Raw genomic sequence first — 20934 nt, forward strand, 5'->3', positions numbered from 1 at the left:
CGATGGGTTATTTTGGTTGAGCGACAAGGTACACTGACAGACAGAGAAGATTATATTTAAGATTATGTCTAATCGTCTTGCCCAATCTCAAAGTCTATATCTCCGAAAACACGCAAATAACCCGATCGATTGGTGGTATTGGTGTCCTGAAGCACTTAATACCGCTAAACGAGACAATAAACCAGTTTTTCTCTCGATTGGTTATTCTAGCTGTCATTGGTGTACGGTGATGGAAGGTGAGGCATTTTCGGATAGTGCGATCGCCACATACTTAAATGGTCATTTTCTCCCCATTAAGGTAGATCGAGAAGAACGACCCGACATCGATAGTATTTATATGCAAGCATTACAGACGATGATCTCTCAAGGGGGTTGGCCGCTTAATATTTTTCTCACTCCAGATGATTTAGTACCGTTTTATGGTGGAACTTATTTTCCTGTTGAACCGCGTTTCGGTCGTCCTGGTTTCTTACAAGTGTTACAATCGGTGCGTCGCTTTTATGATGAAGAAAAAGATAAGCTTAACCAGTTTAAACAAGATATTCTCGGTATTTTGCAACAATCGACGATTTTACCCTTAAATGAAGCTAATTTACGGGCGGATGAATTATTATATCGGGGAATTGAAATTAATACGGGTGTGATTAATACGAGTGCGAACAATTTTAATAGTCCGAGTTTTCCGATGATTCCTTATGCAAACTTGACGCTACAAGGAAGTCGTTTACAGTTTCAATCGACCTATGATAGCACCCAAATAGCCGAGCAAAGAGGAGAAGATTTAGCATTAGGGGGGATCTATGATCATGTTGGAGGTGGTTTTCATCGTTATACCGTAGATGCAACGTGGACAGTTCCCCATTTTGAGAAGATGTTGTACGATAATGGTCAAATTGTTGAGTATTTGGCGAATTTATGGAGTCGGGGAAAACAAGAACCAGCGTATAAAAGAGCGATCGCACTCACGATACAATGGTTACAGCGAGAAATGACCTCACCTGAAGGCTATTTCTATGCAGCACAAGACGCGGATAGTTTTATTAATCCTAACGCTCTAGAACCCGATGAAGGCTCGTTTTATATTTGGTCAGAAGAAGAGTTAGAAAAGATTTTAAATGATTCCGAATTTGCGTTACTTAAAGAAAGCTTTACCATCACTGAGAAAGGAAATTTTGACGGAAACAATGTCTTACAGCGTCGTCAGGAAGGGGAACTATCAGAAGCGGTTGAAAGTGCGTTAGATAAATTATTTACGGTTCGTTATGGAGTTTCAGGGAAGAAAACCGCTCATTTTCCACCTGCAAGAAATAATGAAGAAGCAAAAACGGTGCAATGGCCAGGACGAATTCCCGCAGTAACCGATACTAAAATGATTGTAGCTTGGAATAGCCTGATGATTTCGGGTTTAGCAAGAGCTTATGGGGTGTGGAGCGATGTTTTATACTGGACTTATGCCACGAATGCCGCACAATTTATATTAGATCATCAATGGGTTGCAGGTCGTTTCATGCGTCTCAATTATGAAGGTGAGGCATCGATTTTAGCACAGTCGGAAGATTACGCCTTTTTTATTAAAGCATTACTCGATTTACAAACCGCCAATCCTTCACAAACCCAGTGGTTAGAACACGCGATCCGAATACAGCAAGAGTTTGATGATTTATTTTGGTCTTTAGAACTCGGCGGTTACTATAACACATCTTCTGATAATAGTCAAGATCTAATCGTTAGGGAAAGAAGTTATATTGATAATGCCACACCGTCGGCGAATGGGGTAGCGGTGGCGAATTTAGTACGATTAGCGAGATTAACCGATAATTTAGAGTATTTAGAACGCGCTGAACAAGCTTTAAAGGCTTTTGGTGCAATTTTAGCCCAATCACCCCAAGCTTGCCCTAGTTTGTTTGTTGCCTTAGACTGGTATCGTTATGGACAGTGTGTCCGAACAACCGAAGAAACCCTAAAACATCTTATACCGCAATATTTCCCCACAACGGTTTATCGAGTCGATCCAACATTAAGCGAAAACTATACAGGAATCATTTGTCAGGGTTTATCTTGTTTAGAACCGGCTACCAGCTATGATCAATTATTGGGACAGATGCGACAGATTTCGAGTCCAACTTAAAATTTTATTATTCTTAAGATAAGAAAGAATTCATCTTTTGGTATAGGGAAGACTCTAACAACAGATAGGTTACGAAGTAATGTAAAGACGAGTAAAGTATAAACATGACGAACAGGTACTGTATGGAGGTTATGCCGCAGTGATCCAGTACTGTAATCCGAAGGAGAGCGACGACAGGATTACAGACAGTGCCAGAGAAGACGATAAACGGTTGTGGAGTTTTTGTCGCGTCCTCCACTTAAAGTTTACCGAGGGAAGGCGAAACCCTTTATCAGAGCGGTCTGAGGTAAATAACGTTAGGTAGTCCGATCAATATAGAGTCAGAGGGATTAAGGCTTGAGTTATTACTTAGGCCTTAACTCTTGTGTTAAATCGATTCTCTTCTATTCATGTCGAAAAAGCAAACGAATTCTAACTTAAGCTTCTCAAAGTGATTAACTCCTATGGAAAACTACGACATTATTATTATTGGTGCGGGACATAATGGACTTACCTGCGCGGCTTATCTTCTCAAAGCTGGCTACAGTGTTTTATTATTAGAAAAGCGTTCTATTCCTGGTGGTGCCGCAACCACAGAAGAATTAATGCCAGAAGAAGCCCCAGGATTTTACTTTAATCGTTGTGCGATCGATCATGAATTTATTCATTTAGGGCCAGTAGTTCAAGAATTAGAATTAGAGAAATACGGACTAAAATATTTATTCTGTGATCCCGTTGTTTTCTGTCCTCATCCTGATGGTAAATACTTTTTAGCCCATCGTTCCATTGAACAAACCTGCGCTGAAATTGAGCAATTCAACCCTAGAGATGCCAAAAAATACGCCGAATTTATGGACTTTTGGCAACGTCTCATTAGTGGTATTATTCCGATTTTTAATGCTCCTCCTAAATCTTTGCTCGATATTGCGGGAAATTACGATATTAAACAAATCAAAGATCTCTTTTCTGTACTCGGTAGCCCCAATGGAACTTTAGATCTTTTCCGTACCATGCTCACCAGTGCGGAAGATATGCTCAATGAATGGTTTGATAGCGAATTTTTAAAAGCCCCTCTATCTAGATTAGCTTCTGAGTTGGGTGCACCCCCTTCTCAAAAAAATATGGCGATCGGTGCGATGATGATGTCTATGCGTCATCATCCTGGTATGGCTCGTCCCCAAGGTGGTACAGGCGCACTGGTAGCCGCACTGCTTAGACTCGTTAAAGCTCATGGTGGTGTTGTTCTCACCGATCAAAGCGTCAAACAAATTCTAGTGGATGATGGTCGTGCTGTTGGCGTAAAAGTGGCGAATGGCCAAGAATATCGAGCAAAACACGGCGTTATCTCTAATATTGATGCAAAACGCTTGTTTTTACAATGTATCGATGCGGCTGATGTGGATTCCGCAGATCCCAATTTAAGAGAAAGACTAGATCGTAGAATTGTCAATAATAACGAAACAATTCTTAAAATAGATTGCGCCCTTTCTGAACCATTACGCTTTGAGCATCATCAACATCGAGATGAATATCTAATTGGTTCTGTTTTGATTGCAGATTCGGTGAAACAGGTTGAAATCGCGCATCATGATCCCAATATCGGCAAAATTCCTGATTCTGATCCTTCATTTTATGTGGTGCAGCCGACAACGCTCGATCCGACGATGGCACCTGATGGAAAACATACTCTTTGGATCGAATTTTTCGCCCCATACAAGGTAGAAAATCTTGAAGGAACTGGGAAAAATGGCACGGGTTGGACAGATGAGCTAAAAAATAAAGTAGCCGATCGCGTTTTAGATAAATTAGCAGATTACGCACCTAACCTCAAAAAAGCTTTAATAGCGCGTCAGGTTGAAAGTCCCGCAGAACTTGGCGAACGTTTAGGGGCTTATAACGGAAATTATTATCACATGGATATGACTTTAGAACAAATGATCCTGTTCCGTCCTTTACCTGAAATCGCCAACTATCAAACACCGATCAAAGGATTGTATCTCACAGGTGCGGGAACTCATCCTGGTGGCTCGATTTCTGGACTGCCTGGGCGTAACTGCGCTAATGTCTTTTTATCTAATCAAAAACCAATAGCACAAATAGTAGAAAAAGTCAAGGAAGCTTTTGCCAGTTAGTGAGTTAGTGTACGAATAATTTTACAAGGATTTCCAGCCGCTACGACATCGGTTGGAATATCCTTCGTGACGACGCTACCTGCACCGATTACAGTGCGATCGCCAATTTGCACCCCAGGACAAATAATAGCACCACCACCGACCCAAACGTGTGATCCAATAATAATCATTTTGGCGTATTCTAATCCTTGCGATCGTTGTTCCCAATCTAGAGGATGAGTAGCTGTATAGATTTGGACATTAGGAGCAAATAAGACAGAATCACCAATAATTACAGGCGCAACGTCTAAAACAACGCAATTGAAATTAAAATAAACATTGTTGCCAACGGTGATATTACTGCCATAATCACAGTAAAAAGGTGGTTCGATTAAAAGATTATTGCCTTGAGTCCCAATCAGTTTTTTTAGGGTATTTTGGCGTAATTCGGTTTCGTCGGGTTTTGAATCATTAAATTCTTTTAATAAAAAACGACAATTGCAGCGATCGGATATCAGTTCTGGATCAAAAGCATTGTATAATTCACCCGCGATCATTTTTTCTTTTTCGGTTTTCATGGGGAAATATTGGTTATATTGCAAAATTTCTCTTATCAGGCAATCTCAAAAAAAGACTCAGTGAATTTCTTTATTTCTAACAGATATCTTTTTTGCTCCGATTACTTGGATTTTAACAAATCGCATTCATAATTTTTAAATGTCTGACTAATCTCTAAAATGAAGCTTTTTGAGTGAGCAGATCAAATCCAGTTAATAAGAGGGTTTGGAGACCAAACCCCTACGTTTACTTAAAAAAGTCCTATTTACAAGACAAGGTTTTATTTTTGCATCACAGCAAGTAAATTTAATCATCTTTTTCAACTGCCTCTCAATTTTGACAAAGCTTTTTGAGCTTCTTGTTTAACAAATAAAGAACTATCTTGTAAAGCATCTGTTAATGGTTGTATTGCTCTTTGAGCGTACATTTCGCCTAAAGCTTCAATTACCCAACAACAAACCATATCTCTAGAGTTTCCCTTGATTTTACGCCAAACCTGTAAGGCTTCGAGTAACAAATCCACACCTCTTGGATCTTTAAATCTACTGATGACTATTGTAGCGTCGGCCACTTGCCCAATTAACTTATTGTCTAAAGACTCTAGTGGTTGTAAAAATAAAGATTGAAAAGTTGATAACGCTTTTTCATTGAGATCAGCATTGTATTTACAGGAGATTTGAGCCGCTTTATACTCATCATCACAGATGTAGCCTTGTTCATCTATGTAGTGGGTTCCTGTTTCATAGCATTCTGCTAAGGTCAACATCATATCAGTAAGACTTGTATAATAAACAATTTGTTCTCCTCCTTCAGGAATATAGACAACTGGTAAATTTTTTTGTTGATTACTTTTTAATGGAATAGCAAATACATCAGATTCATACATCAGAAATACAAATAGGGGGTAGCCTTCATACCAAAACCAATCGTCAGGATAAGAAATGACCTCTCTCGTAGTGTTTCTGGCTTGATCTAAAGGTAAAAAATGGATGTTAGGAAAAAACAAAGCTTCCGTAGCAAGTGTACTACCATTGCGCCACTGGTAAAGCTCGTAAATTTCTTCGGGTAGCGTAAAGCCTAATTCTTCTTCTGCTGCTTTAATTTCGTCAGATTTAAGACCAGGCTTAAAGGAATTAGCATACTCTGGCTGGTGCTGTCGTAGCCATTCGATAATTCTTTCCAACGCTTCAGTTAAAACGCCCATCAAACAACTTACTTAAACGGAAACAAATATAAAGACTTAAGCCAAGACTAGACCACCAAAAACTCAAAGACCCGGAGATTACGCCTACTACAAGCATCCCGTATTGCTGCTGCCTTCCGGCCCTGACAAGATTTGAGCGTTGTAATCGCATAAGTCCGAGTCATTATCTAGAATAACACGTAATATGACTTTTTCACACACAATTAACAAAGACATAGCCGTGACTATGCCTTTATTAGTTTAAGAATTGTAAAGCGTTTAATTAGCTTTCTTTGCTTAAGAAGAGTTGAACTTGTCGGAGTGCAGCAGCACCAATATTGAACACAGCCCAACCACCAGCAATGAGCAGAGGAGTTAATACGATCAAAATACGCCAGTCCATAGGTCGTCCATTCCTTGTTCAACAGTTAAGATAATTAAAGGATTCTCATTTTATATATTTATATCTTAATATGTCTAAGTTGTGAATCCCAAATTAGTTCCTTTTCCTGCATGAACCAAAGCGAGTTGAGTGTATTTTTTGGCGTGTTCGATTAATCCTACGGCTTCAGACTCAGAAACATCTCGCGCTTTTTTAGCTGGAATACCCACAACAAGCGATCGCGCTGGTACATCTTTCGTTACAATCGAGCCAGCCCCAATGATACTACCCGCACCAACACGAACTCCATCTAAAATAACTGCACCAATTCCAATTAAACATCCTTGTTCAATATGTGCTGAATGAATCACAGCCCGATGTCCAACAGTCACATAATCTTCGAGTGTCGTGATTAATCCTGGATCACCGTGTAAAATTGCCCCATCTTGAATATTAGTATAAGCGCCGATCGTAATTTTTTCCACATCACCCCGCAAAACCGCACCATACCAAATACTCGAACCCGTCGCAAGGGAAACATGACCAATAATAACAGCATTAGGAGCAACAAAAGCCGTTTGAGATAAATCTGGGGGCGACCAAAATGTCGGAAAAGAAAAAGGATAATCTTGCATAGTTAGTTTAAACTAAAGTATTCGATCCAGAGTCGATCAGGGAGAGTCGATATAATATATTTAAGGCGACCTTTGCGCGAATTTTTTTAATAATTAAGGTTGATCATAATGAATCCAGGTTTACAATATCCTATTTTTGGGCCTGAAATCTATTGTCCTCACTGCCGTCAAACTATTCCAGCCCTAACGTTGACTGATACTTATTTATGTCCGCGTCATGGTGCATTTGAAGCTGATCCTAATACAGAAGAATTAGTTCATCTTCAGTCGGGGCGACATTGGCGGTTTTGGAATGGGGAGTGGTATCGTCAACATACTCATCCAGATGGCATTCGATTTGAAATACACGAAGCACTCGATAGGCTTTATACTCAAGGTTTTAGAGCTACTAAGGTAATTATTGCCAGTCGCTATAAAGAGTTAGTAAGTGCCTATCTAGAACGTAATACACCTTGGCGTAATAATAATAATGATGCCCAAATGCCTAGGCTGTATGGTCTTCCAGTAGAATTTAGTTCAGAAGAAATCGAAGAACCTTGCTGGGAAGTGATTAATTTTGATTTAGAAAAAGAACCAGGTGTCCCTAAACGGTATCCCTATTTTCGTCTTTTTGAATAATGTTTTTTAAAAATATAAAAAACTTGTTTTAACTCTAATTTAACTTCATGCACCATGCTTCGATCCGAACCGCGAATATTCACCGAGCGATCGCTTTTTATGAAACCCTAGGTTTTACTGTAACCGAACGTTTTACGGCTGGTTATACCCTCGCTTGTTGGATGAAAGGTTTAGGGGGAAGAATTGAATTAATACAAATTCCTGAACCCAAACCCGCCCCCGATGCGTTTAATGACGAACATTATGTCGGTTACTATCATTTATCATTTGATTTAACCGATACAGTGACCGATTTATCAAATTGGTTAAATGATCTCAAAAAGACTTTTATTGAAGCATCACAGCAAGATCATAATCAGTATACGCCGCTTAAAGTTTTATTAGAACCTAGACAACAAATGATCGGTGATTCTATTTATGAGGTGGCTTTTATTGCCGATACGGATAATTTACCTTTAGAATTTATTCGAGTTTATGGAAAAATTTCGCTTTAAAACTCCTTTCTAATTATGATACGTCTGCGCCAATTATTACCGATTTTATTTACTCTAGTTATTCTAGGGTTAGCAACTTGGGCGGTTGCTCAAGAGTTTAAAAATTATACTTTTCAGGATTTCCTCGACAGTCTTGCTCAAATTCCCCCACAACAAAAATTAGGTTCAATTGTTGTAACTTTTATCGGCTATCTTTCCATGACGGGTTATGATTGGCTTGGTTTTTGCTACGTTAATCGGATGCTGAAACTCAGACATATTATCGAAACTTCTTTTATTAGTTATGCTGTAGGTAATACAGTTGGATTCACCTTACTATCTGGTACAGCAATTCGTTATCGGTTTTATTCGGCTTTCGGTGTTCCTCCCTTCGATATTGCCAAAATTGTTGCTTTTACTCATTTAGAGTTCTGGTTAGGAATGCTCACAATAGGTGGGTTTATTTTTCTCCTTGATCCGCTAAATCTATCGGATTTTTTAAAATTTCCCCTTGGTTCAGTCAAAGCGATTGGAATTCTTTTTTTATTAATTGTTATTATCTACTTTACATTTAGCATATTTTGTGCTAGTAAAACATTAAAAATCAAAGGCGAAGAATTAAAGTTCCCCTCATTTGGTTTATCGTTAGGTTTAATTGTCGCTTCTTTGATTGACTGGGTTTTAGCCGCAACGGTACTGTACTTATTGTTGCCAGAGATGAAAATATCTTTTTTAGGCTTTTTTGGTATTTATGTATTTGCTTTGACGGCGGGAGTCGTGAGTACTGTGCCTGGTGGTTTAGGCGTATTTGATTATGCGATCGCTCATCTACTCGCTCCATTTGTACCCAAACCAGAATTAGGAGCCGCACTCATCGCTTATCGAGGAATTTATCACTTTTTACCCCTTATTGTGGCGGTAGTTTTATTACTAGGGCGTGAATGGCGACATCACGTGAAGTAATTAGATAAAACAACCTTGAACCGTCCTTAATTTTGTACAATAGAAACCCCAAGATAAATAAGCGACTAACCTTGAATCGGAAAAAGCCAAGTATTGTTATTCTCGTTCGATTCATGGATTAAGTTATCGGGGTCAACAATAACTTTAATTTCATGCGGGCCAACTAACGGAGTACCCAGCTTGAAAATATGTAGTACGCCATGAGAGCGCTCGTCATCAATCTGGACAATCGGAACTGTAGAAATTTTTTGCCCATCAAGCCAAACTTGAGCCGTCGTCAGGTCCGATCGCATTCCTTGATTGTGGACGTTGTAGGAAACTGTTAAATAATTTTGGCTTAACGTATAATTCATCGGTTGAATCGACAAATCAAGCCCACAGGGAATTGAGGCGAAATTATTCCCCTCGTCAATTTCGTCGAACTGGTCAAACGCGTCCGTTTGAATTAAAAGATAATTTCCCTCATTGGGATTTAAGCGAAAAATTTTTGAGATCGACTTAGTCTCTGCGGCCGCTAAATTGTTTCTGTTAGAACGAATTAAACGATCGCTCTCATCAATATTCAGATCCTTTGATTGATAAATCTGAGTCTGTATCCCTTTGACTGGAAGATCTCCTAAATTGTCAAGATCAAAGCTGATCTCTGATTTTTCCCCAGAAGGGTTAAGCAAAAATTGAACATTATCGATCGCTACATCAATCATTATGTTTTCTCCCTAAGATAAATGCTCCGATAAATGAAGCGAGAAACAATTCAAGCCCGAAAGATTTTTCAGATATTTTTATGGCTGTTTTTGGCGGCGGGGAAAAATAATCTTTATGGTTTAGTGGCGAGCGCCGATCAGGCCCACAACCTGAAAGCAGCAGTAAAACTAAAATAAATTTCAGCATTTTAAGATCTCCTTAGCCCGTTCCCAGCGTCTAACGCGATCGTCAATACCGTTGTAGCCACCGTTAATCTTTTTTGTGATTCGTCGGAAAGCGTTGTGATCCGCTAATTCGTTTAAGCCGTTCGATTGCCAAAAGTAGCCAGCGACTCTAGCTGAGATGATAGGAACCTTGACCAATGTCGGCTCAAACTCAAGGTCAACGCCCAAAGCTTTTCCAACGGTTCTGTAATTAGCCCTTCCAGTTAATTGAATTAACCCCCGCCCTTTATAACGAACGCCGTCGCCTTTATAAATATTTCCTAAATCCTTTCGACCTTCATACGCGAAGCCCGATGCTATTTCCTCTGAATATCGCAGACTCGCTGATTCATGTCCAATTTGAGCTAAAAAAGCCGCGATCCTTTTTGGAGTATTAATCTGAAACTCTCTAAGAGTGCGATTAATAGGAAGAAAATAAGTATCTCGATCTCGATCTTTCGCGTAACGGAAAACTTCATCAAAATTTTTCCGCGAGATTAAAAGATCAGATTTGCTAGATTCATCCTTAAGCTTTTGATAAGAAGCCGGTCCAATTAAATCAGGGTCACTTAAATAATAATGTTGTTTAAATGAGGCCCAAGCTCGTTTTGTTTTCGGTCCGTAAATTCCATCTATTTCATTTTCAGGATAAAGACCTAATCGAGATAGAAGGAGTTGAATATCTTTTAAAGCCGAATTATCTAAATTAATTAGAGCCGTTTGAGTTGCGATCATTTTTAATTCCTAAATAGGTAGTTGCCGACATAATCAAAGAAGATGGGATAGAAGCAAAAAGAGAGGCTTTATTTTCTGGAATAAAAACGATAGCTATTCCAAACAAGCAACCAACGACAATTAAAGATAAGCTAAAGCGTTCATTCTGATTCATCTATTCTCTAAAGCCCTCACTCTTTTCTCTAGGGAAAAAACCTCAATTGATAATCGTATTGCTCGAAATAACAGAGTAAAGCATAGCCCATACCATTCATATTTACTCATGATTATTTCCATCCTTTAATAACTTGAGCAATGAAAAAATCAAATAGTAAAGCCACTAAAGCGATAAAAAAAATTTCCATTTGATTATTCTCCTAAATTTCTGAAATAATTAAATCTAATTTTTCTTCGTAAGCATCGTTTACAGGTCCGATATATTCCCATAAATATAAAGTAATATTCCTAATCCAATAGGGAACATTTACAGTTAACGCATAAGTTGACTGATATTTAATGGGATATCGAAGGACAGAAACTTGATTGAGCCAAATTCTTTTCTTGCTAACAACAGCATCCGATCCCCCACCTGTAACAATGCCAGTTTGAATTCTTTGATTAACACTCCCTGCATAATGCCAAGTTTCTTTCGCATCACTACTGGTGGCATAAAAAGCGACTAATTCACTTTCTAAAAGAAGTGGAATATTAATCGGTGGCATTGGATAATATTTATAAATTTCGTTAATTGGGGCTGGGGTTTGCGGTGCATTAAAAGTGCCTTGCCAAACTTGCCCCCAATTATCAGAGTTTCCCGTGTTGTAACTAAGATTAGTCATTACAAGTTCTGTAAATTAAAGGAAACATCATCTAAATAATCATCAATTTTAAGGTCACAACCATCAAGCGTATCGATATATTCTTGAGGAGTTATTTTTAAATCAAGAAAATCTTCTAAAGCTTGACGGGAAATGAGAAAATTATTGATTGTTTGCTCATCCATTTTTTCATTTCCTGTCGGAAGCCATAGCATCAAAGATTCTCTTAAATCCCCTTTGCTAATAGTATTAGTCACGTCTAAACTGCTCAGGCGAAATACTGATTACATATTGCTGTAAGGTAGTCTCTTCTAACAAACTATTGACCAACTCTTGAAAATATTTGTCAGAAGCTGTTTGACCAACAGGAATTGTATAAGCTGCATTAACAGTTTTTTTGTATTTGCGCCCAGTAATATGCGAGGTTTTTTCAACTCCAGTTGCTTTAACGCCAACGTGTGCTTTAGCTGAAACAAAACTGCCATCTTTAAAATAGTCTGTTACAGTTTCCTCCACACCAAATTTAGCTTTCTGGGCTAAACCCGTCCAAAAAGTGTGAGATCTTCCGCTCATCGTCACTAATTTTTTAGCAGCAGCGTTTGTGGCAACTAGCCCAAAGGCAATGATACCGACTTCTTTTTCCCCGTTCAAATCTGGCATAGTCACACTAAAGGCAGGACCGTTACCCTCTTTCCACTGTCCGTATTTTACAAAGTCCAGTTTTTGCGGTAATGAATCTATATCTACTTTGGCTACTTTCAGCGCGTCGTAAACTCGTTCTAAATCGGAAAACCTATCTCTAGCCATAATTTGTTATAGTCAAATGTTTTTGTAGTCGTATCCCTTTTCTAGCCTGCTTTTGAGGACAATAATCTCTAGCAACATCTATAGATGTTGGCGTATAAGCTCAATTTTTATGGAATAACTTCAACAAGCGGATCAAGATATCTAAAGGATCGATCAACCAAAACAACAGGTTTTGTACGCCCCCAAATCTGAGCGATCGCGTATTGAAATCTAACTGTACCAACAGGACGTTTACGCGGCTCTCTTTTTGTTTCACCAAGAATCAAGGCTGATGGTGGAATAGTCGGATACTTACTAGATGCGTTTTTAGCTAAATGAGAAGTAAATTTTTTGTCGTCAAAAGTATGAGACTGAAGATCTAATACTTGATCAATTAAAGTTTTTGCTTCAGTTTCTGAGAAAGCATAGACTTTTAATTGGTATCCTTTCTCAAGGTCAAAATAAGTATAAAGTTCTTTTCCTTTTTTGAAAGTTCTTCCATGATTAGTACAAAAATTAGTCTTGATTTTTGTGGCTAGTGTAGTTAGTTCAGTTTTAGTTATGGTTGTTGACGTTTCATTCATTAAACGAAAAGAAATTTGCATTCTAAGCGGTCTATAATTGACATCTACATCAGAATTATCTTCTCTAAAATAAAGATGAACTAAAGGCTTAAACTCGACTTTTTGCTGATAATCATCAACTGGTATACCATACCAAGGCTCAATTAAAGTTTCTATTCTTTGCATAATAAAATAAAAGAATAGTATTCTTAAAACTAAAATTGAAGCTGTATCGTTATCTTTAGGGGTACAAGCAGTTCTAAGACTACTTCTAGGAGTATTTATATCGGGTTGCCAATTGTCTCCTAAATCTTTAAATTCTTCTCTAACAATTTTACTGAAAGTATTAACAATTATTGATTGTAAATGTTCCCATTCATTAAAATCAGCAGGTAAAGCCATAATATTTAAAGTTATGATACTAGTGATGGTTTATTCATTGAAGATTTAGGAATATCAGGAGTTTGTGAGTTAGTTTTTCCAGTAGTTTCCTTAGTTGTTTTCTCGGTTACTTGTTCTTGGGTTTCGGCTTTGATTGTATTAATCTGTTCTCCCATTTCGTTAATGTTTTCCTGTGCTTCTCTAAAGTTTTCGGTAATTTCTAATAAATCGCTTGATACCTCTTGCGCTCCCTGTAATCCTTCGATTACCTTTTGTATTGCTCGATTTCGCTTAGATTTAAAGTTAAACGTTTCTCCAAACCAATCATAAGAACTTTCTAAGATGGTTCCAGATTTCTTCAAAGCATTTCCCATCTTACCTGTGTACTTTCCAACCAGTTCCAACCCTTCCGCTACAGCAAAAAGTGAGTCAGTCAATAGCTGATAAGTATTAATAGCCGCCTGATAAATGCGGTTCGCTTTTTTCCATGTAGTGACTAATTCTGTGTAATTTTCCGCTCCGATGACTCCCTTGATAAAACTTTCAATTGTGTTACCAATTGCCTCAGAAAAACTTTTTGACACACCATCTGGATCTTTAATTCCAATTAGAGCAAGAATATTCGTAAAAGCCGCGACTAATGTTTCTCCGATATTCCTTGAAAGCATTACAGCATTGTGGATTGATGCAGCTAAATTCATCAAAGACAACGCTCGATCCACCGCACTTGATTGCCAAAGCTTTGTAAATTTATCCGTTAAAAAAGTTGACAAACCGCCGTTTACTTTGGGACCTAATCGCTCCAAAATTTCTTGTAACTGGGCAAGTTGACCCGCGTTGGCTCCCGCGTTAAACTTATCCAGTTTGTCCCCTATGTTGTCCAGTTTTTTATCTTGATCGCCTAATTTCCCCATTACAGGGATACAGCATTCTTTAGGACCAGGTTGGGTGTTAACGCTCGGTGCATTAGGTTCAGGCACGGGCGAAAAACCTGTATTTTTTCCTGTTTTTTGATCAATTCCAGGGGGTAAAAATAGCGGCGGCAATAATGTTATAGGTCCTGGGTTTTGCTTTGTTCCAGGACTCGTGTTAGTGCCAGGGGTTGTACTTGGGCTTTTTCCAGGACTTGTATTAGTGCCTGGATTTGTTCCAGGGTTTGGGCTAGTCCCTGGCCCTACAAATCCAGCCGGTCCAGGATTAGGCTTGGTATTGCCTAACGGATCAAAACCAGGATTGTTATTTGTTCCAGGGTTTTGCCCAGGACTTGTATTAGTGCCTGGATTTGTTCCAGGGTTTGTATTCGTTCCTGGACCTGATGGAGTAAATCCTGGTAAGGGGGGATTAATTCCAGGACCTAGCGGGTTCAGTCCAGGACCCAGGGGAGTAAGCCCAGGTAGGGGGGGGTTGCTGCCAGGGGACGTGATTCCAGGATTTTTAGGATCTTTATCTTTGTCTTTAAATCCTGGAGGGGGGTTGTAGGGAATGACTTCTAAAAGATTGATCGTCGTTACTTGAGGAAAGGGGTTTCTTCTGTACTCTTTTGCATTGAACCAGGCAATTTGGGGACTTCCTTGAAGCAGCATTAGATCCTCTGCTCCGCCTTTATGCCTCAAATGCCAGCAATGTCCAACGTTGGTATCTTTATGGACAAACCCAACTATAGGACCAATTCCATACATTGAGGCATTTTTTTCAGTCTGATAATATATGGTTCCCCATGCGAGATCAGATACATATTCATAACTAAATTTAATTAAATAAACTTGACCTGGGACCTGACCGCCTAAAAAGTCAGGTCCTATGGGTGGCTCAATTCCTTTATCTTGTCCAGGATTTTGAGGATTGTTTTTGATCGCTTGTTGCTCTTGAGCGTCAGTTGGACCGACAGGAGGAGGAAAAACTAAATCAAATAATAAAGGCCCAAGCAAACCACCGAAAGAGCCTGGTTTAAACCCAAATGGAGGTTTAGGCGGTGCTATTGGGGGGGCTAGAGGTGGGGCTAGAGGTGGGGCTACAGGCGGTGCGAACGAATTGGGTCCAATAAATGCAAGCATATTTTTAATTAAGCTGGGCTATTTTGTTTGAAAGCGGTTGGATATGCAACGTTTCCCCAGTCATAGGCAGCCATCCAAGGTTTTTTGTTTGATGGATTGCTGATGACGATCGATTCGTCAACTTCAAACGCTAAAGTGATGACAGAGTAAAGTTTTCCATCTAAAGCCCGACCTGTTTTAACGTCTGATTTAGGAAATTGCATATTTTCCTTGTTTAAAGGAATTTGCAAATTAGAATAAAGAAGGTTTAAGGCAAGACAGTTATGATATGTGAGTTTTTCAAGAGTGACTAATTCTGAAGGTAAGTCGGTGGACAAATTGATCAAAGTCATTTTTCTTTTTCAATAACATTATTCCGATTTTACTCTGATTATTCCTAACTGCCTAACAATCGATTGCCTTATTGTTGTGCAGAAAATAGATATTTTCTGTATTACTACGGAAGACTAAAACCCTTATGGAGAGTATCTTTACAGAGTATGAATAATTGGTTAGAGGGCTAATGTTAATTATTTATAATTGGCAGAAATAAATAATTAACATTTTCTTGAAAAACAGATGAGAAAGTTTGGTCAAGCTAGTGTTTTAAGTCAAAAAGAATGGAGCAAATTGGAATCAGTTTGTGACGTTGATTATCACAAAATGATCTGGTCTTTACTTCGTTATACGGGGGCAAGAATTGGGGAGGTAATTCTACTCAAAGTTAAGGATGTTTACGCCGATTACGATAATCGCCTTATTTACGATGCGATTACTTATCGAAAAGAAAACCGCAAGGGAAAAGATAAACACCACGTTGTTCCAATTTGCGCTCAATTGAAGCTTTTGTTAAGAGGATATTTTCAAGCGAGCGAATCTGAATGGATGTTCCCAAGCCCCATCGATCCAATGAAGCCGATTAGTTATGAGGCGGTGTTATTTTTCCTCAAACGAAAATCAGAAGAAGCAGGTTTAGGACATTTACGCATAACGACCCATAGCGGCCGTCGAAGCTGCATAACGGAACTCGCAAGACATGGTACTGACCTTAAAACGATTCAAGCCGTTAGCGGTCATAGCAGCCTAGCAAACTTGGCTAGATATATAGAGACTGATCCAGAACGCACTTTAAATGCTTTAGAGGGGATTTTTTAATGATTTATGACGATTACTGGTTTTGGCTATTTTTCTGCGTTGGGTTAACGATCGCTTTATTATTCGTTGGCTTAAATGACACCATTGCGATCGCTGATTGCGCGTTAAGATGATTGAGAGGGAAGCATCTATTAAAAAAAGGTTCGGCGAGTGAACCTCTTTTTAATGGTTGTCCTACTAAACTGGTTTTTTTCCTAAATATTTACTTTTCATTTTCCCAGACTCATCTCGCCAGCGCTCATAACGATATGGACCGTGTAATTTGCCAGATCGTTTAATCATCTTTTCTTCAATCCATCTGTTAGGGTGCAGCTTAGTTGTTAGGGTGCAGTCGTTTTCATCAGGTGTTAGGGTGCAGTTATTTTCCTGCTCCCTAACACTTTCTTGCTCCCTAACAGGTTCATCGGGAAAAGTTGGGACTATTAGCTCATATTCTCCTTCTTCATAAAAGAATTGATTGATCGAGTCGTCAAGCCAGTCTTGAGTAGTTGGGTAGTCTTTAGGATTAAAATTTATTTCTGTATCGGTTGTTAGGGTGCAGTCGTGTGATCGTGCCTCCTTCCAGTTCCGATAAGCTTTCTCATATTCTTCTAGCGAAATAAAGTCATCGGGGTCGGGCGGTTCGTTTGTATCGAAGAATATTAATTTTTGTCCATCCGGTTCGGTTAAACGATCGCATTCTCCAAAGTCATCGGGGTTCCATCGGCACTCATCATCTTTTAGGGTGCAGTCGTTTTTAGAGGTTGTTAGGGTGCAAGTATTCTGCTCCCTAACAAGTTCGATTCGGTCAAAGTCCTCTTGGGACTCTGCGTTTATTCCTTCCCAGAAGATCAGCAGCCGCCACCCTGATATCGGGAGATCAAAAATTTGCTTGATTGTGCCGATTCCATAATGAAGAAAATACCTATGAGAAACGCGATCGCCTACTTTCATTGGACACGCGGCACGGACCGGGGTAACAACAGGCACTAGCTCTAATTCGTCAAGTGGTACTTTAATTTCCTCAAAGTCGGTTGTTTTGATCAAGGCTTTGTTTTTATAAAGCCGTTTGATCGTGCCCCGAATTTCTTCAAATTCGTTATACCAAACGACGCGGTTTCCAGGCGATAAGGGGTATGTCATATGATCTGTATATAAAGTTGTAGTTTTAGTAATCCCCTAGCAACGCGTAAAATTGTTAGGGGATTAAAGTTATTTATTCATCGTCGGGTATTCCGGTGATGTCGATGCCTAATGCTTTCATGACTGTTTTAGGAGATTTGTTTAATACTCGACACATATCGGCAAGGACTGACGCGCTAGGCATTCGTTGACCAGCAACATAATATTTAATAGCTGAATAAGCCATCCCCATTCGACTCGCAAAGTCTTTTTGTGTATACCCAGCTTGTTCTATGAGGACTTTCAATGGCTTTTCATCCTGAATCAATCTTTCATTCATTTTAGATCAAAAGTCCACCACTGTGGCTTGACAAAACAGTAATAAACCACTAATGTGGACTTAATTAGAAACAACATTCCTACCCCTAGAGTGCTTTAAGTCTGCAATAGTTAGGGAGCAGGACTGCTGTAATTATCGAATAGTGTGTTGTGATCGAAATCACTGCACTATGTGATCTAATAAGAGAAAATAAGCCTATGAAACATCGTTGGTCATTTTTTTAGTCTCCCGGAACGTTTTCCAAAGCAAAGTAACACGAGGGGTGCGTCCCCTCTTTCCTCTATGACAACTAAAACTATTACTCAAGAAGGCTTTGACATCAAGTCTGGCTATTGCTTAGATCCATTCCGTCCGTTATTAGGTGTCCAGCCCGCCGACGGGTTGCCCAATGATCTTTACTTGTTAGCCCGCGAAGTCGATAACTTTGGGCAAAAATCCGACTTTCAAACAAACTTAGAGGAGATAGCACACGAGATTAAGACACGTGTACTATCTTGGTACGAGATTGGCTTGAAAGCCTGGAAAGTTAAATTATATAAAGCATGGGAGAAAAAATATACATCATTTAAGGAGTTTTGCGAGCGCTCGTTAGGACGTACACCAGCAACAATTAACAACTGGATACGATCGGCCCGGGTTGTTTCCCAACTCATAGCCGCAGGTCATACTCGGCTTCCGATGTCAGCAGCAGTGGCAATGGAACTCTCGAAAATCGAAGCAAATGGGCATCTTGAGGATACATGGGGTGATTTATGCGATCGCTACATGGATCACGAAATTACTTTAGAAAATGTCAAAGCCCACATGGCTACACCAGGCGAGCCTCAATGGAAAAACTTGAGGCTTTCTCGTGAAGCTTGGGATAATATCCGAGCTAAAGCAGCCGAGGCGGGTATGTCCCCTAACAAGTTCTTAGAGCAGTTTTTCGGTGGGCATCCTGAACCCATACAAAAACAGACCAAACCTGATAATGATGGTGAAATAACTCTACATCCAGAAGATGAAAATCATCCCGATGCTGCGGAGGCCATTGAGTTGACAGATGACATCGTTGATTTTTGTATTGGTAAAAGTTTAGTCATCGGGTCAATTTTCCAAGAACGTTATCAGACTACTTATATCGGGGCGTTAACTCTTTCACAAGGATACGATTTGATGAGGTATCTGAGGAAGTTACCCGATGACTAAACTCTAAAAACTTGCTCTTTAAATAATTTGTACTATGACTCAGTCACCTAAACCCTTGAGTGTGTTTTACTGTGTCTATTTCCCAAAAAACGGAGAGTAAAATATGAACAAAACTTTCATCTATCTGCCGAAAACAAAAGATGTTCAAGTCGATTTTCTGATCAACATAAATTCTATCTCTAATCTTATTCGATTTGAGGACGGAACATCCTTGATTACTTTTATCGACTCTCAGCAAAAAATAACCCTTACAAAAGAATCGACTAATCTTTTGATAGGAGAATTATTCCATCTCTGCTCAGAGGAAAGTCAAACTCAACTATCAATGAACGCTTAAACAAGGAAGAAAACAATGAAAATTACTCAAATTACTTACAGCCGCCGAGGACAAATTCATTACAGCAACGATGAAATTATCGAAGTAACAATCGTAAATCCTGAAAATCCAGAACTCGAACTCGAAGAGGTAAAAAACTGGGTAAACAGTCAAATTACCGATACAGTAACTTTCGCAGAGCTTCAACAAAATATTAGAAGAGCAAAAAATGCTTATTACAAACTACAAGAAGAAGTCATAAAAGCTAAAAAAATCTATGAGTCAGGACAAGAATTTTTAATCGCACAGGGATTAAAACAAGCCTCAGAATTTCAACAATTTCCAGGGACAGTACCCCAATTGCCAAAAGCCATCGAAGCTGAAATTTATAACGACGAAATTTAGACCGCCTGATGAGCTAGAAGCGGAGGATCTAGCGAAACATCCCTAGCTCTATGGGGTGTAGTGGTTCCCCTCCACAAGGAACCATAGAGAAAGAGTGCCTTTTCAATAGAAATCAAGCTTATTGCTTGTCTGAATTTCGTAAGGCTTCTTTCTCTTTAAATAGACTGCCTTTTAGATAGAAAAAAGCAACCTTAATGGTTTCCTTCTGGGAGTTTCATAAGGCTATCTATTCTTCAATCACAATTTCTCCCTATTTTACTATGAATATTTGTGGCTTGGATGTATCCCGTAACTGGGCTATTGTCTGCATTTTATCGTCTTTTCCCGAACAATCGCCTACACAGTTTTTTAAGCAATTAAATACTGAAAAGGACTGGAACAAAATTAAAGGCTCAAGACAGATTAATGATTGTATGTATCGCCTTGAATGCAATAAATCTGGAATCGATTTACTCGCATCTTTAAATATTTCAGAAATCGTTCTCGAACCTACAGGTTATTGGTATTCTGGTTTCTGGGTACACGCAGCCGAGAAATTAGGCATAAAACTTAACTGGATTTCTCATCAAGAATTAGCTAAATCACGCGGTCACTATAAATTTAAAAATAAAAGCGATTTATCTGATGCTTTGTCATTAGCTTTAGTGTGGTTTGACCCCAGCGCTCGCAATGAATTTGGAGAAAAACCGTTTTTGAAGCATTACAATCATGAGTTAATTGACCAAGTTCGGCGCTTATTTTTTGAACGCGAGCAACAAGACAAATTAAAGGGAAGTTTAGCCAATCAAATTAGACAACGTTTATGCTTAGAGTTCCCAGAAATTGCTCAAAAAGATTTTGACTATATTGGGGTTAAAGGCATCAACCCAACCCTTGGACATCTCGTCAGTAAAATTAAACATCCGAGAATCCCCAAAACAACTAGCGGTATCGGTGTTAGTGATTATACTCGTCTCTTGATTAATGATTATTTAGTTCATTATCAACGCATCTTTACAGCCGAATTAAGCTTAACAGAAACCATGCAGCACACAGAATTTAAACCATATCTGACAGTTTTTAATCAGTTCGGCTTTGGCATTGTTTTAAAGTCATTGCTACTTATTCATTGTTATCCGTTAGACCGTTTCTTGTTAAATGGCGTTCCCTACCGTACAGGGAAACATGATTGATCTTTAAGGAAGTTCCAATCGTTT

The 20934-nt window shown here is 39.0% G+C and carries 26 protein-coding genes and 1 other RNA gene; 11 read left to right on the top strand and 16 right to left on the bottom strand.

Annotation, left to right across the window (positions count from 1 at the left end):
- Positions 1-64 precede the first annotated feature (64 nt).
- Together C7H19_RS19725 and crtO are read left to right on the top strand one after the other, a co-directional pair.
- The gene (locus C7H19_RS19725; RefSeq protein WP_106458637.1) at positions 65-2128 is read left to right on the top strand and encodes a thioredoxin domain-containing protein; all 2064 of its coding nucleotides are present in this window, start codon (positions 65-67) and stop codon (positions 2126-2128) included.
- A 443-nt stretch (positions 2129-2571) separates the two neighbouring features.
- Positions 2572-4239, top strand: a complete 1668-nt coding sequence (gene crtO / locus C7H19_RS19730; protein ID WP_106458638.1) for a beta-carotene ketolase CrtO — start codon at positions 2572-2574, stop codon at positions 4237-4239.
- Here crtO and C7H19_RS19735 read toward each other — a convergent pair.
- The 5 genes from C7H19_RS19735 to C7H19_RS19755 all read right to left on the bottom strand — a co-directional run bounded on the left by C7H19_RS19735 (position 4236) and on the right by C7H19_RS19755 (position 6976).
- Complete coding sequence (locus tag C7H19_RS19735; RefSeq protein WP_106458639.1) at positions 4236-4796, bottom strand: sugar O-acetyltransferase; 561 nt, start codon at positions 4794-4796, stop codon at positions 4236-4238. The two genes, crtO and C7H19_RS19735, sit on opposite strands and share 4 nt — an antisense overlap.
- 299 nt (positions 4797-5095) lie before the next feature.
- Entirely contained in the window at positions 5096-5980 is an 885-nt protein-coding gene (locus C7H19_RS19740) for an SMI1/KNR4 family protein (RefSeq protein WP_106458640.1), read from the bottom strand.
- 65 nt (positions 5981-6045) lie between these two features.
- Positions 6046-6142, bottom strand: an RNA gene (ffs, locus tag C7H19_RS19745) — signal recognition particle sRNA small type.
- Positions 6143-6242: 100 nt separating this feature from the next.
- Complete coding sequence (locus C7H19_RS19750) at positions 6243-6362, bottom strand: photosystem II protein Y (protein WP_106458641.1); 120 nt, start codon at positions 6360-6362, stop codon at positions 6243-6245.
- A gap of 74 nt (positions 6363-6436) precedes the next feature.
- On the bottom strand, positions 6437-6976 hold the full coding sequence (locus C7H19_RS19755; RefSeq protein ID WP_106458642.1) for a gamma carbonic anhydrase family protein: 540 nt from the start codon (positions 6974-6976) through the stop codon (positions 6437-6439).
- A gap of 108 nt (positions 6977-7084) precedes the next feature.
- Between C7H19_RS19755 and C7H19_RS19760 the strand changes: the two genes are divergently transcribed.
- Genes C7H19_RS19760 through C7H19_RS19770 form a run of 3 tightly spaced genes read left to right on the top strand, consistent with a single transcriptional unit; the run spans position 7085 to position 9030 of the window.
- Positions 7085-7594 carry a TIGR02652 family protein gene (locus C7H19_RS19760; protein WP_106458643.1) on the top strand — a complete coding sequence of 170 codons (510 nt, stop codon included), beginning with the start codon at positions 7085-7087 and terminating at the stop codon, positions 7592-7594.
- A gap of 47 nt (positions 7595-7641) precedes the next feature.
- Complete coding sequence (locus C7H19_RS19765; RefSeq protein ID WP_106458644.1) at positions 7642-8088, top strand: VOC family protein; 447 nt, start codon at positions 7642-7644, stop codon at positions 8086-8088.
- Positions 8089-8103: 15 nt separating this feature from the next.
- A complete protein-coding gene (locus C7H19_RS19770) occupies positions 8104-9030 on the top strand; it encodes a lysylphosphatidylglycerol synthase domain-containing protein (RefSeq protein ID WP_245927656.1) in 927 nt (308 codons plus the stop codon).
- A 65-nt stretch (positions 9031-9095) separates the two neighbouring features.
- Here C7H19_RS19770 and C7H19_RS19775 read toward each other — a convergent pair whose 3' ends face one another.
- A complete protein-coding gene (locus C7H19_RS19775; RefSeq protein WP_106458646.1) occupies positions 9096-9734 on the bottom strand; it encodes a CARDB domain-containing protein in 639 nt (212 codons plus the stop codon).
- A 33-nt stretch (positions 9735-9767) separates the two neighbouring features.
- Here C7H19_RS19775 and C7H19_RS25890 point away from each other — a divergent pair, with 33 nt between their 5' ends.
- Positions 9768-9911 carry a hypothetical protein gene (locus C7H19_RS25890; RefSeq protein WP_181280681.1) on the top strand — a complete coding sequence of 48 codons (144 nt, stop codon included), beginning with the start codon at positions 9768-9770 and terminating at the stop codon, positions 9909-9911.
- Positions 9912-9914: 3 nt separating this feature from the next.
- On the opposite strand, the gene C7H19_RS19785 is transcribed toward C7H19_RS25890, so the two are convergent.
- The 8 genes from C7H19_RS19785 to C7H19_RS19820 all read right to left on the bottom strand — a co-directional run bounded on the left by C7H19_RS19785 (position 9915) and on the right by C7H19_RS19820 (position 15586).
- The gene (locus C7H19_RS19785; RefSeq protein ID WP_106458648.1) at positions 9915-10673 is read right to left on the bottom strand and encodes a glycoside hydrolase family 19 protein; all 759 of its coding nucleotides are present in this window, start codon (positions 10671-10673) and stop codon (positions 9915-9917) included.
- The gene (locus C7H19_RS19790) at positions 10645-10827 is read right to left on the bottom strand and encodes a hypothetical protein (RefSeq protein ID WP_106458649.1); all 183 of its coding nucleotides are present in this window, start codon (positions 10825-10827) and stop codon (positions 10645-10647) included. Before C7H19_RS19790 ends, C7H19_RS19785 begins: the two co-directional genes overlap by 29 nt.
- Positions 10828-11029: 202 nt before the next feature.
- A complete protein-coding gene (locus C7H19_RS19795) occupies positions 11030-11491 on the bottom strand; it encodes a hypothetical protein (protein ID WP_106458650.1) in 462 nt (153 codons plus the stop codon).
- Complete coding sequence (locus C7H19_RS19800) at positions 11491-11727, bottom strand: hypothetical protein (protein ID WP_106458651.1); 237 nt, start codon at positions 11725-11727, stop codon at positions 11491-11493. Before C7H19_RS19800 ends, C7H19_RS19795 begins: the two co-directional genes overlap by 1 nt.
- Positions 11720-12277, bottom strand: coding sequence for a hypothetical protein (locus C7H19_RS19805; RefSeq protein WP_106458652.1), 558 nt, complete (start codon positions 12275-12277; stop codon positions 11720-11722). Before C7H19_RS19805 ends, C7H19_RS19800 begins: the two co-directional genes overlap by 8 nt.
- Positions 12278-12384: 107 nt before the next feature.
- The gene (locus tag C7H19_RS19810) at positions 12385-13221 is read right to left on the bottom strand and encodes a hypothetical protein (RefSeq protein WP_106458653.1); all 837 of its coding nucleotides are present in this window, start codon (positions 13219-13221) and stop codon (positions 12385-12387) included.
- Between the two features lie 11 nt (positions 13222-13232).
- Positions 13233-15254: a hypothetical protein gene (locus C7H19_RS25895; RefSeq protein WP_181280682.1), complete on the bottom strand. Its 2022-nt coding sequence runs from the start codon at positions 15252-15254 to the stop codon at positions 13233-13235.
- 8 nt (positions 15255-15262) lie between these two features.
- The gene (locus tag C7H19_RS19820; protein ID WP_106458654.1) at positions 15263-15586 is read right to left on the bottom strand and encodes a hypothetical protein; all 324 of its coding nucleotides are present in this window, start codon (positions 15584-15586) and stop codon (positions 15263-15265) included.
- 226 nt (positions 15587-15812) lie between these two features.
- On the opposite strand from C7H19_RS19820, the gene C7H19_RS19825 reads away from it, so the two are divergent.
- On the top strand, positions 15813-16388 hold the full coding sequence (locus tag C7H19_RS19825; RefSeq protein WP_106458655.1) for a tyrosine-type recombinase/integrase: 576 nt from the start codon (positions 15813-15815) through the stop codon (positions 16386-16388).
- 177 nt (positions 16389-16565) lie between these two features.
- Here the strand turns inward: C7H19_RS19825 and C7H19_RS19830 are convergent, their stop codons facing one another.
- Together C7H19_RS19830 and C7H19_RS19835 are read right to left on the bottom strand one after the other, a co-directional pair.
- Positions 16566-17510: a hypothetical protein gene (locus C7H19_RS19830; protein WP_106458656.1), complete on the bottom strand. Its 945-nt coding sequence runs from the start codon at positions 17508-17510 to the stop codon at positions 16566-16568.
- A 73-nt stretch (positions 17511-17583) separates the two neighbouring features.
- Positions 17584-17829 carry a helix-turn-helix domain-containing protein gene (locus C7H19_RS19835; protein ID WP_106458657.1) on the bottom strand — a complete coding sequence of 82 codons (246 nt, stop codon included), beginning with the start codon at positions 17827-17829 and terminating at the stop codon, positions 17584-17586.
- A gap of 282 nt (positions 17830-18111) precedes the next feature.
- Here C7H19_RS19835 and C7H19_RS19840 point away from each other — a divergent pair, with 282 nt between their 5' ends.
- The 4 genes from C7H19_RS19840 to C7H19_RS19855 all read left to right on the top strand — a co-directional run bounded on the left by C7H19_RS19840 (position 18112) and on the right by C7H19_RS19855 (position 20910).
- Complete coding sequence (locus C7H19_RS19840; protein ID WP_106458658.1) at positions 18112-19017, top strand: hypothetical protein; 906 nt, start codon at positions 18112-18114, stop codon at positions 19015-19017.
- A 103-nt stretch (positions 19018-19120) separates the two neighbouring features.
- Positions 19121-19354, top strand: a complete 234-nt coding sequence (locus C7H19_RS19845) for a hypothetical protein (RefSeq protein ID WP_106458659.1) — start codon at positions 19121-19123, stop codon at positions 19352-19354.
- Between the two features lie 15 nt (positions 19355-19369).
- Positions 19370-19738, top strand: a complete 369-nt coding sequence (locus C7H19_RS19850) for a hypothetical protein (protein ID WP_106458660.1) — start codon at positions 19370-19372, stop codon at positions 19736-19738.
- A 194-nt stretch (positions 19739-19932) separates the two neighbouring features.
- Positions 19933-20910 (top strand): IS110 family transposase, encoded by a 978-nt coding sequence (locus tag C7H19_RS19855; protein ID WP_245927657.1) that lies wholly within the window; start codon positions 19933-19935, stop codon positions 20908-20910.
- Positions 20911-20934: the final 24 nt, after the last annotated feature.

The organism is Aphanothece hegewaldii CCALA 016, assembly GCF_003007785.1.
Taxonomy (GTDB): Bacteria; Cyanobacteriota; Cyanobacteriia; order Cyanobacteriales; family Microcystaceae; genus Chroococcus; species Chroococcus hegewaldii.